Origin of the sequence: Caenispirillum salinarum AK4, assembly GCF_000315795.1 — a bacterium.
GTDB classification, from domain to species: Bacteria; Pseudomonadota; Alphaproteobacteria; order Rhodospirillales; family Rhodospirillaceae; genus Caenispirillum; species Caenispirillum salinarum.
The window spans coordinates 121,006-137,176 of the sequence record NZ_ANHY01000007.1; the positions used below are offsets into that span (position 1 = coordinate 121,006).

At 69.4% G+C, this 16,171-nt stretch carries 14 protein-coding genes; 7 read left to right on the forward strand and 7 right to left on the reverse strand.

Annotation, left to right across the window (positions count from 1 at the left end):
* Window positions 1–1,035: a metal-dependent hydrolase gene (locus C882_RS08850; RefSeq protein ID WP_009540239.1), complete on the reverse strand. Its 1,035-nt coding sequence runs from the start codon at window positions 1,033–1,035 to the stop codon at window positions 1–3.
* A gap of 294 nt (window positions 1,036–1,329) precedes the next feature.
* On the opposite strand from C882_RS08850, the gene C882_RS08855 reads away from it, so the two are divergent.
* Window positions 1,330–1,818: an Hsp20 family protein gene (locus tag C882_RS08855; RefSeq protein ID WP_009540241.1), complete on the forward strand. Its 489-nt coding sequence runs from the start codon at window positions 1,330–1,332 to the stop codon at window positions 1,816–1,818.
* A 211-nt stretch (window positions 1,819–2,029) separates the two neighbouring features.
* Here the strand turns inward: C882_RS08855 and C882_RS08860 are convergent, their stop codons facing one another.
* The 5 genes from C882_RS08860 to C882_RS08880 all read right to left on the reverse strand — a co-directional run bounded on the left by C882_RS08860 (window position 2,030) and on the right by C882_RS08880 (window position 7,478).
* Window positions 2,030–2,236: a heavy-metal-associated domain-containing protein gene (locus C882_RS08860; protein ID WP_043644618.1), complete on the reverse strand. Its 207-nt coding sequence runs from the start codon at window positions 2,234–2,236 to the stop codon at window positions 2,030–2,032.
* Between the two features lie 64 nt (window positions 2,237–2,300).
* The gene (locus tag C882_RS08865; RefSeq protein ID WP_083875748.1) at window positions 2,301–3,764 is read right to left on the reverse strand and encodes a divergent polysaccharide deacetylase family protein; all 1,464 of its coding nucleotides are present in this window, start codon (window positions 3,762–3,764) and stop codon (window positions 2,301–2,303) included.
* A gap of 143 nt (window positions 3,765–3,907) precedes the next feature.
* A complete protein-coding gene (gene cueR, locus C882_RS08870; RefSeq protein ID WP_009540244.1) occupies window positions 3,908–4,354 on the reverse strand; it encodes a Cu(I)-responsive transcriptional regulator in 447 nt (148 codons plus the stop codon).
* 19 nt (window positions 4,355–4,373) lie between these two features.
* The gene (locus C882_RS08875; RefSeq protein ID WP_009540245.1) at window positions 4,374–6,800 is read right to left on the reverse strand and encodes a heavy metal translocating P-type ATPase; all 2,427 of its coding nucleotides are present in this window, start codon (window positions 6,798–6,800) and stop codon (window positions 4,374–4,376) included.
* Window positions 6,801–6,911: 111 nt separating this feature from the next.
* On the reverse strand, window positions 6,912–7,478 hold the full coding sequence (locus C882_RS08880; RefSeq protein ID WP_009540246.1) for a hypothetical protein: 567 nt from the start codon (window positions 7,476–7,478) through the stop codon (window positions 6,912–6,914).
* A 223-nt stretch (window positions 7,479–7,701) separates the two neighbouring features.
* Here C882_RS08880 and C882_RS08885 point away from each other — a divergent pair, with 223 nt between their 5' ends.
* From C882_RS08885 to lexA, 5 genes are all read left to right on the forward strand, one after another.
* Window positions 7,702–8,298, forward strand: coding sequence for an anthranilate synthase component II (locus C882_RS08885; protein ID WP_009540247.1), 597 nt, complete (start codon window positions 7,702–7,704; stop codon window positions 8,296–8,298).
* Window positions 8,298–9,356, forward strand: a complete 1,059-nt coding sequence (gene trpD, locus C882_RS08890; protein WP_009540248.1) for an anthranilate phosphoribosyltransferase — start codon at window positions 8,298–8,300, stop codon at window positions 9,354–9,356. The genes C882_RS08885 and trpD overlap by 1 nt, the downstream gene beginning before the upstream one ends.
* Window positions 9,349–10,152 (forward strand): indole-3-glycerol phosphate synthase TrpC, encoded by an 804-nt coding sequence (gene trpC / locus C882_RS08895; protein ID WP_009540249.1) that lies wholly within the window; start codon window positions 9,349–9,351, stop codon window positions 10,150–10,152. Before trpD ends, trpC begins: the two co-directional genes overlap by 8 nt.
* 19 nt (window positions 10,153–10,171) lie before the next feature.
* The gene (gene moaC / locus C882_RS08900) at window positions 10,172–10,648 is read left to right on the forward strand and encodes a cyclic pyranopterin monophosphate synthase MoaC (RefSeq protein WP_009540250.1); all 477 of its coding nucleotides are present in this window, start codon (window positions 10,172–10,174) and stop codon (window positions 10,646–10,648) included.
* Between the two features lie 163 nt (window positions 10,649–10,811).
* Window positions 10,812–11,573, forward strand: a complete 762-nt coding sequence (lexA, locus tag C882_RS08905) for a transcriptional repressor LexA (RefSeq protein ID WP_009540251.1) — start codon at window positions 10,812–10,814, stop codon at window positions 11,571–11,573.
* Window positions 11,574–12,363: 790 nt separating this feature from the next.
* On the opposite strand, the gene C882_RS08910 is transcribed toward lexA, so the two are convergent.
* Entirely contained in the window at window positions 12,364–14,580 is a 2,217-nt protein-coding gene (locus C882_RS08910; RefSeq protein ID WP_009540252.1) for a ComEC/Rec2 family competence protein, read from the reverse strand.
* A 128-nt stretch (window positions 14,581–14,708) separates the two neighbouring features.
* Here C882_RS08910 and gltX point away from each other — a divergent pair, with 128 nt between their 5' ends.
* Complete coding sequence (gene gltX, locus C882_RS08915; protein WP_009540254.1) at window positions 14,709–16,127, forward strand: glutamate--tRNA ligase; 1,419 nt, start codon at window positions 14,709–14,711, stop codon at window positions 16,125–16,127.
* Window positions 16,128–16,171 lie beyond the last annotated feature (44 nt).

Below are 16,171 nucleotides of genomic sequence, written 5' to 3' on the forward strand. Positions count from 1 at the left end.
CTACGACGACGGCCCGACCACCGCGCGCCAGAACAGCGTCAGGCGGTCGCGGTCGGCGTTGGGGCGGTTGCGGAAGGTTTCCGGCCCCGCCACCAGCCGGCCGGAGCCGTCCACCACGGCACGGATGCCCCAGAAGCCCAGTTCCGACCCGCCGAACAGGCCGTAGCGGTAGTCCAGGGCCTCCACCACCGTTTCGCCGTTGCCGTTGGCGTGGCTGCGCCAGATGACCTTGTCCATGGCGAACCAGCGGAAAATCTCCGCCTCCCGCGTCGTCGCCACCGTGCGCGGGCGGTCGCCGCGGTCGAAGGCGCTCCACCGAATGGGCCCGGGGTTCAGCACCGAGTAGAAGCCGACGCGCACGTCCTCCGGCGTTTCCGCCACAACGCGGCGGAGATACGGCTGAAACAGCGTCGGGTAGGCCGTTACGTCGGCACGCGGGTCGGAAAGCTGTGCCGCTGCCACGTCCTCCACCCGATCATTCAGGCTCCAGGCGAACAGCGTGTAGGCGCCGATGAAGAACAGCGCCGCCGCCGCCGAGGTCGTCGCCAGCCCCACGCGCCGCGTGGCGAACGCTCCGATCGCCAGCGCCACCACCAGCGCCAGGCTGTAGAGCGGGTCGATGATCGGCATGGCGTCGATGGCGAAACGGTGACGCGACAGCGGTGCGAGAAGCTGGGTGCCGTAGCTGGTAAAGACGTCGATGATCGGATGGGTCGCCAAGACCAGCACGGTCAGCCACGTCCAGGCGCGGATGCGGTCGAGGTCCATGCGCCGGTCGGGCGGTCTTCGGACCTGCCAGGCCTTCAGCGCCCAGTAGGTCAGCAGCCCCACCACCGGCGCGAAGACGATGGAGTGGGTCACGCCGCGATGATGGACCCAGTTGGCGAAGGGACCAGCGATCCACCCCGCCGCGACGTCCAGGTCCGGCACCAGCCCGACGGCCGCGCCGACGAGAATCGCCTTGCGCCCCAGGCGGCGGCGGAAACCGGCCTGGGCGACGACGGCGCCGAACAGCATCTGCGTGACGGTATCCATGGCTCACAGATGGGAATGCCGAGGGGGGTCTTCCAGTGGGGCGGGAAAAATCACAAAAAGAACCCTTCTTTCAATATGTTGACAGTCGGCCCTCAGCCCGTGGGCGACGCGCTTATGACGGTACCGATTGGGATTTTCGACCCTCTTGACGGGAATATGCCCGCGCGCCATATCCGCCTCGCTCCCCCTCCGGTCGCCGACAGTCGGGGCCGCAGGCGGGACGCACATCGACGTCAACCGGCGCGGTCTTACGACGCGCTCTGAACGCTGTGTCGCTCCAAGGAGGATATGGTTATGCGTTCCTATGATCTTTCCCCGCTGCATCGTTTCACCGTCGGCTTCGACAACGTCAGCCGCCTGCTCGACGCCGCCACCCGGCTGGACGATGCAGCGCTGTCCTACCCGCCCTACAACATCGAGAAGCTGGGCGCCGACGACTACCGCGTCACCATGGCGGTGGCGGGCTTCGCCGAGTCCGACCTGGACGTGACGGTGGAGGACAGCACCCTCATCGTCCGCGGCCGCATGGACCGCGATGAGACCGGCGACGACGCCGAACCGCGCACCTTCCTGCACCGCGGCATCGCCACCCGCGCCTTCGAGCGCCGCTTCGAGCTGGCCGACCACATCAAGGTGGAAGGCGCCCGCCTGGTCAACGGCCTGCTGCACGTCGAACTGAAGCGCGAGGTGCCGGAGGAAAAGAAGCCCCGCCGCATCGCCATCGGCCAGGGCCACGCCCGCGCCATCGAGCATCAGGCCGAAGACGCGAGCGAGGCCGCGTAGGGGCATGAAAAGGGCGCGGGAGCATTGTCTCCCGCGCCTGCTTCTGTAGGCCCTGCGCGCTCGGGGCTGCCGCCGCCTGAGCCCTGCTCAGAGGACACAGCCCTCCAAACCGCCCAGTTTTCTGCAAGTTATGAAAAACTGGAGAGCGCGAGAGGCTGCGCCTCTCGATCAGGGGCTCCGGGGGCAGACGCCCCTCGGACGCTGCATCGCGTTAGGCGGCCACCCCGCCATAGGTGAACCCGGCGTCGTCCACGGCCTTTTCCACCGCCGCGTCGTCGGGACCGTTCTCCACGGTCACATGGCCGGTGGAGACGTCGACCGACACCACCGCGTCCTCCTTCAGGCCCTTGATGGCCTGCTCCACCGACCGGGCGCAGCCGCCGCAGGTCATGCCGGCGACCGAGTACGTCTTGCTCATGATCCATCCCTTCTGCATGTCAATGGGGCGAGCGTAAACCTTCCCACCACCGGAAGGTCAAGCGTCAGCCCTGGCCCATGCGCTTTCGCACGATGGCCGACAGCGGCACGAGCACCAGCCCCTTGTCCTCCAGCGTCGGGAGCCATTGTTTCAACGCGCTGAAGGTGCCGTCGTGCGGGTGTCCGATGGCGATGGCGTACCCCGTCCGGCGCGCGACGCGCTCGGTCTCGGCCAGTTGCTTGAGCACGTAGGCGACGTCGTCCTTGTTGTCGATGAAGACATGCCGCTCGGCATGGGGCACGCCCGCCTCCGCCGCCAGCTTCGCCCCCACCGATCCCGGCGACGTCTTGCTGTCCAGGAACAGCAGCCCGTTGGCCCGCATCTCGTCCATAACCACGGCCATGCCGGCCGCGTCGGCGGTGAACTTGCTGCCCATGTGGTTGTTGACGCCGACATAGCCTTCGAACTTGCCAAGGCCGGCCCGCACCTGGGCGCGGACCTGATCGGCCGTCATGTTGGTGCGCAGCACGCCGGGGCCGCCGTCGATGTCGGGATTCAGCGGTTCCATGGGCATGTGGATGATCAATTCGTGACCGGCGGCGCGGGCCGCACGGGCCTGGTCCGCCACGCCGTCGGCATAGGTCATCCACGCCGTCGTCAGCGGGCCGTCCAGCGTGACGATCTTGGCCGAGCGGCGTTTGTCCACGCCCAGGTCGTCGATCACCACGGCGATCATGGGGCGGCCGTTGAGCGCGGGGACCGGAACGGCATTGCGCAGCCAGGGCCCGTCACCGCTGAACCGCCGGGGCGACGGCGCCAGCACCTGCTTCGGCGGCGTCGGAAGCGCGGCAAGCTGGTGCTCCTCGGGCACCGGCGGCTTGACCCGGGGCGCCGGTACGCGGCTGGGCGCTGTTTCCGCACGGGCGGGCGGGTACGATGGCGGAACCTCCTCGTACTCCCTGGCGGCGTGGGCGTAGTCCAGGGCTTCCGTCGAGGCCGGCGCTTCGGGCGGAGACACCGACGCGGGCCCCTGGGTCGCGGGTGGCTCGGCGGTCGCGGGCTGCGGAGCCGGCGGCGCCTTGCGGGGCTCAGGCGCCGGTACGGGGTCCGCCTTGGGCGCAGGCGGAGCGGCAGCCGTCTCCACGGGCGGCGGCGCGGGATCGTCGCGCAGCGCCTTGTCGACCGTCACCCCGATGGCGGCACCCACCACCACCAGCGCCGCGGCGACCGAGCCCATCACCAGGGTGCGTAACGACAGCCCCGGCAGCCCACGGCCGCCCGCCGCGCCCTTCGTCCCGCCGCCCTTGCGGCCGCCCGGCGCGGTACGGCGGCGCGAGGCCGCGGACGTGCTTTTGGACGCGGCCGGCCGGCGGCTCTTGGCGGGGCTCTTGGCCGATCCCTTGCCGGCGGCCGACGCCTTGGCCCCGCTGGTCTTCGCCTTGGGCTTGGGCTTGGCCTTCGCCTTGGCCCCTGCCGACACTGCGGACGAGGGGCGCCGGCGGGCGCGGGGCTTGGAAGTGTCGGCCACGGTCGGTCCTGGGTCCTGGGGAAGCGGAAACGACGGAGACGGCCGGCCTGACCCGCCGCGCCGCCTCTCTTGAGCATCACCTTAGCATCATCGCCGAGCGGCTTGAAAGGGCGCGCGAATGTCCGCCCGCCTCTTTCGCGCGATCAGGCGGAGCGGCGCGTTTCCTCAGCCTCGTCCTCCTGCTCTGCGGCATGACAGCCGCGGGTGTCCGCCAGGCTGTCGAGAATGGGGCAGTCGGGCCGGTCGTCGCCGTGGCAGCGGTCCATGAGGTGCAGCAGCGTGTCGCGGATGCTCGTCAGTTCGGCGATCTTGGCGTCGATCTCGTCGACCCGCCGCGCCGCCACCGCCTTGACGTCGGCGGAGGCGCGGGAGCGGTCCTCCCACAGTGCCAGCAGGTCGGCGACCTCCTTCACCGAGAACCCCAGCCGCCGCGAATGGTGGATGAAGCGCAGGCGCTCCACGTCCTTGTCTGAATAGACCCGGTAGCCGGACGCGGTGCGGTCGGCCTCGGGGATCAGGTCGATGCTTTCATAGTACCGGATCGTTTTCGCGGGGACGCCGGAGCGCCGCGCCGCCTGGGAGATGTTCATGCGTTTCCTCCGATTGTTGTTATTTGTGGCGCCGCAACAGCAGCGAGTTGGACACGACGCTGACGCTGGAGAACGCCATGGCCGCGCCCGCGATCACCGGCGAGAGCATGCCGGCCGCCGCCAGCGGCAGGGCCACCACGTTGTAGGCGAAGGCCCAGAACAGATTCTGGCGGATTTTGCTGTAGCCGCGGCGTGACAACCCCAGGGCTTCCGGCAACAACCCCGGATCACCGCGCATGAGCGTGATGCCGGCCGTGTGCATGGCGACGTCCGTTCCCGTGCCCATGGCGATGCCGACATCCGCCGCCGCCAGCGCCGGCGCGTCGTTCACACCGTCGCCCACCATGGCGACCACATGGCCCTCCCCTTTCAGGCGCGCGACCTCGGCGGCCTTGTCCTCGGGCAGGACCTCGGCCACCACGTGCTCGATCCCCAGGCTCTGGCCGACAGCCCGGGCGGCGCGGGCGTTGTCGCCGGTGAGCATGACGGGGGTCACGCCGGCGGCCTTCAGCGCCTCCACCGCGCCCCTGGCGGACTGCTTCACGGTGTCGGCGGCGGCCAGGAAACCGAGCAGGCGCGGCGCGCCGTCCACCGTTTCCGCCAGCCACATGATGGTGCGGCCCTCTTCCTCCAGCCCATGGGCGCGGTCGGCCAGTGCCGAGGTGTCCACACCCGTCTCCTGCATCAGGCGGGGGGAGCCGAGCAGGATTGCCCGCCCCTCCACCACCGCGGAAATTCCACGGCCCGCGAGGCCGGTGAAGTCGGAGACGGCGGGCGGCGTGATGCCGTCGGCCTTCGCGGCCTCCAGCACCGCGCACGCCAACGGATGCTCGCTGCCCGCCTGGGCACCGGCGGCGAGGCGCAGGACGTCCGCCTCCGTCGCACCGTCGGCGGCGGCCACGTCGGTGAGCGAGGGGCGGCCCTCCGTCAGCGTGCCGGTCTTGTCGAAGATGACGGCGGTCACGTCGTGCGCCCGCTCCAGCGCCTCGGCGTCCTTGATGAGCACACCCTTGCGCGCTGCCATGCCCGTGGCGACCATAATGGCCGTCGGCGTCGCCAAGCCCAGCGCGCAGGGGCAGGCGATCACCAGCACCGAGACGGCGGCGACGAAGGCCGCTTCCGGCGCGCCGCCGATCAACCACCAGCCCAGGAACGTAACGACGGCGATCGCCACCACCACGGGCACGAAGATGGCCGAGATGCGGTCCACCAGCTTCTGCACCGGCGCCTTGGACGCCTGGGCGTTTTCCACCAGCCGGATGATGCGCGCCAGCGTGCTTTCCGTGCCGACCGCCGTGGCGGTGACGCGGATCATGCCCTCGCCATTGATGGCGCCGCCGGTGACGGCATCGCCGGGTTCCTTGCTCACGGGCATGGACTCGCCGGTGATCAGGCTTTCGTCCACGCTGGTGCGGCCCGACAGGATTTCCCCGTCCACCGGCAGGCGCTCGCCGGGGCGGACCACCACGACATCACCATGGGCCACGGCGTCGGCGGGAATTTCCACCACCTCGCCGCCGCGCTCCACCCGCGCCGCTTCCGGCCGCAGCTTCATCAGCGCACGGATGGCGGACGCCGCACCGCGCTTGGCGCGGGCCTCCAGCACCTTGCCCAGAAGCACAAGCGTGATGACCACCGCAGAGGCCTCGAAGTACAGGCCGGCATGGGCATCGCCCGCCAGCACCCGCCAAGTGGACAGGCCCCAGGCGGCGGACGTGCCCATGGCGACCAGCACGTCCATGTTGCCGGCCCCGCCCTTCAGGCTGGTCCAGGCGCCGGTATAGAAGCGCCAGCCGATGAGGAACTGCACCGGCGTCGCCAGCGCGAACTGCCACCAGCCGGGCAGCATGGAGCCGCCAGCCAGCTCCGCCACCATGCCGCCCACCAGCGGCAGGGTCAGCAGGATGGAGGCGCCGAGCACAAGCATTTCCCGCCGGTTCTCGGCCTCGCGCTTGGCCTCGGCCTCTTCGGCGGCGGCGCGGCTGTCGGTACGCGGGACGGCGTGAAAGCCGGCCCTGGCGACGGCCGCCATGACGTCCGCCTGGGTCGCCACGCCCTCCAGGACGGTGACGCGGGCGCTTTCGGTGGCGAGGCTGACGGTCGCCTCATCCACCCCCGGCACCTTGTTCAGCACCTTTTCCAGGCGCGTGGAGCAGGCCGCACACGTCATGCCCTCGACGCCCACCTCGATGGTCGTGGTGGGCACGGAGAAGCCGGCCTTCGCCACGGCCTCGGCAATATCCTGCACGGCGGCGCGGGCGGGGTCGAAACGGACGTCTGCACGCTCGCCAGCCAGGCTGACGTTGGCCTGCGTCACGCCGTCGACCTTGCCCAGCACCTTCTCCAGGCGCGTGGAGCAGGCCGCGCAGGTCATGCCGCGCACCGGCAGGGCGACGGAGCGGCCCTCGGCGGCGGCGGCGCTGTCGGCGGGAGACTGAATGTTCATGCCGCAAATCTTTCCCAAAGCTGGAATGTTAGACCCAATGTGAGGGTTCCAGCAACGGGAAGGTCAAGGGGGTGAAGCGCGGCGCCCCTGCCCGCCGCGCAAGGGGTGGTCTCAGCGCTCCGCGACCTGCGGCTGCTGCGGCCGCTCGCCGGTCGGCACCATGATGTGGGCGTAGGGCGTGCCCTTCCACATGACGTAGGGCTCGCCGGTTGTGTGGTCGGTGGGCAGCGCCTCCAGCATGGCGGTATCCGGCACCAGCATCATCAGGTGCGGCCCCTCGATCACCCAGTCGTTGCCGGCGGCGGGCTCCTCGGCGCGGGGATCGGTGTTGCTCGCCCCCTCGCCGTCGCCGGCCAGCATGTAGGCGATACCCATTTCCTCGGCCTGGAAGTCGGTCTTGTTGACGTAGGCGTCGACCCAGCCCATCCAGGCGTCGTCAAGGCACATGGGCGCCGATATGCCGCCGCCCTCGGGGAAGCAGGTGTAGGCGCCCGAGCCCTCTTGCAGCACCGTGCCGTCGGGCGTCATCACCGAGGCATTCTCGGCGATCATGGGCGTGGCGGCGCTGAGCGCGTTATCGATCTTCGCCTGCTTGTCCATGCCCTCCTCGGCCAGCGCGGCCGGAGCGGCGGCGAGCAGAAGTCCAAGGGAGGCTGCGGAAATCTTGATTGGCATCATCGTCTGGCTCCGTTTCCTGTGGGGAAGGCTCCGGCGAGACGCGACATGATCGCCCTCCAGTCTGCGCGTCCGGGGCCGCGAGGTCGCGGACAACGAGGACTTATCGGGCCGCACTTCCGGACCCGGCCTCCGCCATCCGGGCCAATTCCTTGACGCTCGCGCGCGGGCTTGCCATCTTCGGCCGATCCTCTCTTGTTCCAGGCCAGACGGTAGGCGAACGCGCATGTACCTGTTGATCGACAACTACGACAGCTTCACCTATAACCTCTGGCACTACCTGGGCGAACTGGGCGCGACCGTGGAAGTCCGCCGCAATGACGCGCTGACCGCCGCCGAGGCCCTGGCCATGAAGCCCGAGGGCATCATCCTTTCCCCCGGCCCCTGCGACCCCGACCGCGCCGGCATCTGCCTGGATCTGGTCGCCGCCGCCGCCGAGGCGCGCGTGCCGGTGCTGGGGGTGTGCCTGGGCCACCAGACCATCGGCCAGGCCTTTGGCGGCACGGTCCTGCGGGCGCCGCAGCCCATGCACGGCAAGGTGTCCGAGGTTTCCCACACCGGCCAGGGCGTCTTCGCCGACCTGCCGAGCCCCTTCCGCGCCACGCGCTATCACTCGCTGGTGGTGCGGCGCGACGACATGCCGGCCTGCCTGACGGTCACCGCCTGGACCGACGACGGCCTCGTCATGGGGCTGCAGCACACCGAGCTTCCCATTCACGGCGTCCAGTTCCACCCCGAGAGCATCGAGAGCGAGCACGGCCACCAGATCCTCGGCAACTTCCTGGATGCCACCCGCGCCCCTGGCGGACGGAGGGCCGCGTGATGGGGGGGACGACCGACGTGATGAAGGAAGTCATCGCCACCGTCGCCACCGGCGCCACTCTGAACGAGGCCGACGCCGAACGCGCCTTCGAGGTCATCATGTCCGGCGAGGCCACGCCCTCGCAGATCGGCGCCTTCCTCATGGCCCTGCGCGTGCGCGGCGAGACGGTGGAGGAAATCACCGGAGCCGCCCGCACCATGCGCGCCAAGGCCGCCCGCATCGACGCACCGGCCGACGCGGTGGACACCTGCGGCACGGGCGGCGATGCCTCGGGCACCTATAATATCTCTACCTGCGCGGCGATCGTGGTCGCGGCCTGCGGGGTGCCTGTCGCCAAGCACGGCAACCGCGCCGCCAGTTCAAAGAGCGGATCGGCCGATGTTCTGGCGGCGCTGGGGGTGAACCTCGACGCCCCGCACGAGGTGGTGGAGCAGGCCATCCGCGAGGCCGGCATCGGCTTCATGATGGCGCCCCGCCACCACTCGGCCATGCGCCACGTCATGCCGACCCGGACAGAGCTCGGCACGCGGACGCTGTTCAACCTGCTGGGCCCGCTGTCCAACCCCGCCAACGCACGGTTCCAAGTGCTGGGGGTCTTCGCCCACAACTGGATCGAGCCCATCGCCCAGGTGCTCGGCCGCCTGGGCACCGAGCGCGCCTGGGTCGTCCACGGCTCCGACGGACTGGACGAGATCACCACCACCGGCGCGACCTATGTGGCCGAGTTGCGGGATGGCAAGGTGTCCACCTTCGAGGTGACGCCCGAGGAGGCCGGCCTCGCCCGCGCCTCCATGAACGACCTCAAGGGCGGCGACGCCGAGGTCAACGCCGCCGCCATCCGCGACGTGCTGGCAGGCCGGAAGTCCGCATACCGTGACATCGTGCTGATGAATGCCGGCGCTGCCCTTGTGGTCGCCGGCAAGGCCGCCACCTTGAGGGCCGGCATGGAGGCCGCCGCGCAGGCCGTCGACAGCGGCAAGGCGCTGGAGACGCTCAACCACATGATCCGCATCACGAACGGCGAACCCTCGCCCCAGCCGGAGACCGCCGGTGTCTGACGTTCTTCAGAAGATCCTCGCCACCAAGCGCGACGAGGTCGCCGCCCGCAAGGCCGCGCGCCCGCTGGCCGAGGTGGACGCCGCCGCCCGCGCCGCGGCCCCGCCGCGCGGGTTCGCGCGGGCGCTGGACCGCACGGTGGCGACCGGCGGCCTCGCCCTGATCTGCGAGATCAAGAAGGCCTCGCCGTCGGCCGGCCTGATCCGCCCGGACTTCGACCCCGCGACGCTGGCCCAGGCCTACGAGGCCGGCGGCGCGACTTGTCTTTCCGTGCTGACCGACGAGCAGTACTTCCAGGGCCGCGATGGCTTCGTTGCCGAGGCGCGCGACGCCTGCGCCCTGCCGGTGCTGCGCAAGGACTTCATGGTCGACACGTACCAGGTGGCCGAGGCGCGCGCCATCGACGCGGACTGCATCCTCATCATCATGGCCGCGCTGGAAGATGCTCAAGCCGCCGAGCTTGAGGCCGCCGCCGCCGACTACGGCCTGGACGTGCTGATCGAGGTACATGACGAAGAGGAACTGGAACGCGCGCTGAAGGTGCTGCGCTCCCCGCTTCTGGGCGTCAACAACCGCAACCTCAAGACGCTCGAAATCGACCTGAACGTCACCGAGCGCCTGTCGCACATGGTCCCCGAGGGCCGCGTGCTGGTGGCCGAAAGCGGCCTGAAGACCAACCAGGACCTCGCGCGCATGACACAGGCTGGCGCGCGCCGCTTCCTCATCGGCGAAAGCCTGATGAAGCAGCCCGACGTTGCCGCCGCCACCCGCGCCCTGCTCGCCCCCGTCACCGCCTGACCACAGGACACCGCACCCCATGGCCGACTTCACCCACTTCGACGAGGCGGGCAACGCCGTCATGGTCGACGTCTCCGACAAGCAGGAGACGGAGCGCGTCGCCACCGCCAAGGGCCGCGTGCTGATGAAGGCGGAAACCGGCCGCCTGATCGCCGAGCGCGGCTTCAAGAAGGGCGACGTGCTCACCGTCGCGCAACTGGCCGGCATCATGGGCGCCAAGAAGACGCCCGACCTGATCCCGCTGTGCCATCCGTTGGCGCTGACCAAGGTGACCGTGGACCTGGAACTGGCCGGCGAAACGGCGGTGGAGATCACGGCGACCTGCAAGCTCAAGGGCCGCACCGGCGTTGAGATGGAGGCGCTGACCGCCGTCTCCGTCGCCGCCCTGACCGTCTACGATATGTGCAAGGCGGTGGACAAGGAAATGCGGATCACCGACATCCGACTCGTCTCCAAGACCGGAGGAAAGTCGGGCACGTTCACTGCCGCCGACTGACGACAGCGACTCCAGGCCGGCCGCCGAGTCGGCGGGTTTCCCAGGTTTTCGCTTGACGGGGGCGGCGAACCAAACTAGAACAACACGAAACCGTTTCGCCTTTGTTCCATTTCCGTCGAGCCATTTTCCCGGCGCTCCCAGGCCGCAACGCAGGAGTATCCCCATGCTGACCAAGAAGCAGTACGAACTCTTGATGTTCATCGAGAAACGACTGCGGTCCACGGGGATCTCGCCCAGCTTCGACGAGATGAAGGATGCGCTGGACCTCAAGTCCAAGTCAGGCATCCACCGCCTGATCACAGGCCTGGAGGAACGCGGCTTCATCCGCCGCCTGCCCCACCGCGCCCGCGCCCTGGAAATCCTGCGCCTGCCCGAGAATTCCGGCATGGGCGAGCCCGTACAGGCGGCCGCGCCCGCCCCGGCCATCGCCAGCGCCGCCCCGCCGGACGCAAGCGCCGACCGCGCCGGCCTGCGCCCGAACGTCATTCGCGGCCAGTTCTCCGGGGCGCTGCCCGGCGTACCCACCGCCCGCGGCGCCGCCGAAGCGGTCGACCTGCCGCTCTACGGCAAGATCGCAGCCGGCACACCCATCGAGGCGTTGCGAGACAGCTCCACCACCGTCCCCGTGCCGTCGACCCTTCTGGGCACGGGTGACCACTATGCGCTGACGGTGGAGGGCGACTCCATGATCGACGCCGGCATTCTGGACGGCGACACGGTCGTCATCCGCCGCTGCGAAACCGCCGACAACGGCTCCATCGTCGTCGCCCTGGTGGACGCCCAGGAAGCCACCCTCAAGCGCCTGCGCCGCAAGGGCACCTCCATTGCCCTGGAACCCGCCAACGCCAAGTACGAAACCAAGGTCTTCGGCCCCGACCGCGTGACCATCCAGGGCCGCCTGGTGGGGCTGCTGCGGGAGTATTGAGGTTTGGTGCTTGGCCGCCGGCGTGCCGGATAGCCATCAAGGCACGAAGAACACGAAGCCGGTGTGCTGACGGTGCCGGTGAGGCTTCAGCGGCGACCGCTCCAATGCGAGGGAGGCCCGGCCTCCCTCGCGCTCCCACGTTTAGTGGAGCCGGGGCCAGATCTGCCGACAGTTTGGTTGTCGAATGCCGACATGAGCCGCGCGGTCCGAGAACGGGAGGATTGTTAGCAACCGCATGCGGATTCCTGCTTTCGAACGTGGCAGAAATCGGTGGACGTGCCCCGGAGGGAGCGCGACAGGATGGTTGGCAGCATATACGGATTCCTGCTTTCGCAGGAATGACGGGTATTTTCCGTATCATAACAACAGTTTAATAAACCCGTCGTCCCTGCGAAAGCAGGGACCCACGCACTCCGCCAGTCGCCCATGCGACACCTTCGCCGGCAACCAGCCGATTTCTCCACAGCCTAGAAAGCGGAATCCCACATGCGGCGCCAGACATCCTGCCGCACCTGCGACGGAGCGTCAGGCGATTTCTGTGCAGCCCCGAACGCACGGGCCCATGCGCGGCATGGACCATTCTTCCCGCTCCAACTCTAAGAAAACTGGAGGGTTCGGGAGGCTGCCCCGCCCGAGCGGGTGCGGGCGGCAGCCCGCTCGCCGGCAGGTGAACACCACCCTTCGGCAACCGCCCCGACTTCAGGCGGTGCTCTGTCGCGTCAAGAAATCCGAGCGGCTACGGCAGCTCGCACCGCGCAAGCCGCTCGACGTCACGCGCACCCTACGCCCCTTAGCTTCTCTCCTCCCAGTACCGCGTGAACGGGCTCCACGGCCGGTTGCCCATCGTCTCCGCCACCGTGTCCACGCGCACCGCCGTTCCGTCCAGCCAGACCGCGTGGGCGCCTTTCTTCCACAGGTCCCAGTAGTCCACCACGGCCAGGGTGTGATCGCAGGGGCGGCGGACTGGGACGGTGGCGACGATGACGTCGGCGGCGTAGCAGTCCTCGGGCACGGCGGCCGGATGCTGGACCAGGGCCGTCTTCAAGCCCCGCGCCTCGTAGACGCAGCCGACGCTGTCGCAGGCGAGCCTGGCCGGGCTGTCCAGCGTCAGCGGCCAGGCGCCCGTGCTGCCGCCAGCGTGGGGCCATGAGACGGCCTCTTCGGCCCCGTGCCGTTCCCGCCAGAGATCGCGGGCGAATCCGTCGCTGCGGCCGGGAGAGAGGATCAGGCCGCCCGTGGGGCCGCGCACGGCGATGAGCGTCGCTTCGTCATTGATCAGGATGTCCGGGCCCGCGCTCCACCACGCGCTTGACGCCCCGACCACCGCCACGGCCAGCCCAAGCAGCCGCCACGGCCGACGCCACAGGCACAGCCACAGCCCGCCCAACGCCACCGCCGCCAGTCCGCCGATCGGCATGGGCGGCACATAAAGGACGCTGCCGGGCCAGGAGGCAACGGTTTCGGCCACGATCGTCACGCCGTCGAGTCCCCATCCCATCAGGGTGAAGGGCAGCCAGTCGAGCCCGAGCGGCATGAGCAGCAGACCGGCGATGGCCATGGGCATGACGATCAGGCTCACCAGCGGCATCACCGCCAGATTGGCGAAAAGGGAATACAGGGGCACCGCGTTGAAGTGATAGGCGGCAAACGGCGCCGTCGCTAGCGATGCGATCACGGTCGAGGCCGTGATACCCAGCATGTAGAGCGCCGGCGCGCGGGTCCACCGGCCCCGCCCCCTGCCCCGCCAGGCCGACAGCTTCGGCGCCACCAGCTCGTAGCCGGCGACCAGTGCGGTGACGGCGGCGAACGACATCTGGAAGCTCGGGCCGACCAGGCTCTCGGGTTGCGTCAGAAGGACGAAAAGCGCCGCCCATCCCAGCGTCCGCAGGGAAATGGCGGTACGGTCGACGATCACGGCCAGCAGCACGATGGCCGCCATCACGAAAGCCCGCTGGCTGGGGATGGCCGCGCCCGACAGCAGAAGGTAGAACGCCGCCGCCAGCAGCGCGATGGCGGCCGTCCACTTCTTCACGTCATGGCGCAGGGCGATGGCGGGCACGGCGGCCAGCACCCCGCGCACGCCGACGAAGATCAACCCCGCCACCAGCGTCATGTGCAGGCCGGAGATGGACAACAGGTGCGCCAGCCCGGAGTCGCGGAAGGCCTCCAGCGTGGGCTCGGGAATCCCCGCGCGGGCGCCGGTCAGCAGGGCTGCGGCGATCTGCCCTTCCGCGCCCGGGATGACTTCGCGCACCCGGGCGGTAACGGCGCTGCGCATGTGCTCCACGGCGTCTGCGACGGCACCGCGCGGCGGCTGGGACAGGATATCGGGCGTGCTGACGGCATAGCCGACGGCGCCCAGGCGGTCGAACCACGCCATGCGTGGAAAATTGAAGGCGCCCGGCGCGCTGGGGGCCGGCGGCGGCATGAGCACGGCGTCCAGGCGCACCGTCTGCCCCGCCTCGGGCCGCGCTCCACCGGTGCGCACCGTCACCCGCAGGCTGTGCGGAAGACGGGCCGGCGACAGGCGCTCCACCGACACCGGCGCGAGCGTCACGCGAAGGGCGCCGGCCTTGTCCTCCACGCCCTCCACGACGCCGACCACCGTCACCGGCCCCAGGTCCTGTGCGAGCACCGGGGCGGCGACCATCTCGGTCCGGACCTGCGCCGCCGCAAGGCCCAAAGCCGCGGCAAGAAGCCCCAGCAGAAGCACCACCGCTCCGGGCACCCTCCGCCATGCCGCCGCCACCAAAGCGAGCAGGACTCCGGCGGTCAGGAGCCCCACCCAAAGGGGTGGTTCGACGGGAAGAAGGAAATAGAGGCCGATGCCGGCGCCCAGGCAGACGGGCAGCCACAGGATCCAGCGGTCGCGATCCGCCGAAAGATTGTTGCGGGGCGAGTGCAGGAAATCGCGCCAAGTTCTTGCAATGGCGCGGCCTTTCAGTCTATGTCCCGTGTCCTCCCCGGCGCCTTCCGGCCGCAGGGCGAACGCTTCGATGGCGTTCAAGGCATTCCCCATGCTGCAAGCGCGCACGGAATATGCTAGATAGACGCGCGCTCTGCAAATCGGCTGGGCTCCCCCCGACGGGGCGGGGGCTCGCGCCACCCTGAAAGATTGGCTGACAAGCGGATACTATGACGGTCGTTACGCGATTCGCTCCGTCCCCGACGGGCTACCTTCATATCGGCGGCGCGCGCACCGCGCTGTTCAACTGGCTGTACGCCCGCCACATGGGCGGCAAGTTCCTGTTGCGGATCGAGGATACAGATCGCGCCCGCTCTACCCAAGACGCCGTCGACAAGATTTTCGCCGGCCTGGAATGGTTGGGCCTGGACTGGGACGAGGACCCGGTCCACCAGTTCGCCCGGGCCGAGCGCCATGCCGAGGTCGCCCGCCAGCTTCTGGCCGAGGGCAAGGCGTACTATTGCTACGCCACCCAGGAAGAACTGGACGAGATGCGCGCCGCCCAGCGCGCCGCCGGCCAGACGGTGCGCTACGACGGCCGCTGGCGCGACCGCGACCCGTCCGAGGCGCCCGAGGGCGTGCCGCCCGTCATCCGCCTGAAGATGCCGCAGGACGGCGAGACCCGCATCGACGATCAGGTGCAGGGCGACGTGACCGTCTCCAACGGCCAGTTGGACGACATGGTCCTGCTGCGCGGCGACGGCACGCCGACCTACATGCTGTCGGTGGTGGTGGACGACCACGACATGGGCATCACCCACGTGATCCGCGGCGACGATCACCTGACCAACAGCTTCCGCCAGGTGCAGCTCTACAAGGCCATGGGCTGGGAGCCGCCGGTTTTCGCGCACATTCCGCTGATCCACGGCCAGGACGGTGCCAAGCTCTCCAAGCGCCACGGCGCGCTGGGCGTGGAGACCTATCGCGACATGGGCATCCTGCCCGAGGCCATGCGCAACTATCTGCTGCGTCTGGGCTGGGGACACGGTGACGACGAGATCATCCCGACCGACCAGGCCATCGACTGGTTCGATATCGTGGACGTCGGCCGCTCGCCCTCTCGCATGGACATGGACAAGCTGTTCAACCTGAACGGCCACTACCTGCGCGAAGCCGACGACGAGCGCCTGGTGACGCTGGTGGCCGACGTCATCGTGGACAAGCACGGACTGACCGTCGACCAGCACGGGTCGGAGCTGCTGTTCCAGGCCATGAAGGACCTGAAGCCGCGCGCCAAGTCGCTGGTGGACATGGCCGACGGCGCCGTCTTCCTGGTGCGCCCGCGCCCCCTTCCCATCGACGCCAAGGCCGAGAAGATCCTCGCCAACGGCGGCCGCGACCTGCTCGCCGATCTGCTGCCGGCCATGGACGGCCTGGAGTGGACGGCGGCCGCGCTGGAGCAGTGGGCCCGCGATACCGCGGACGCCCGCGAGCTGAAGCTTGGCAAGGTCGCCCAGCCCATAAGGGCCGCGCTCAGCGGCTCCACCGTCTCGCCGCCGATCTTCGAGGTCATGGAGATCCTGGGGCGCGACGAATCCCTGGCCCGCATCCGCGATGCCGTGGAAAACACACAGAGCAACCAAGAATAAGGCCGTCACGAAGCGGTGACAGCCACGACACAAGAATGAGAGTC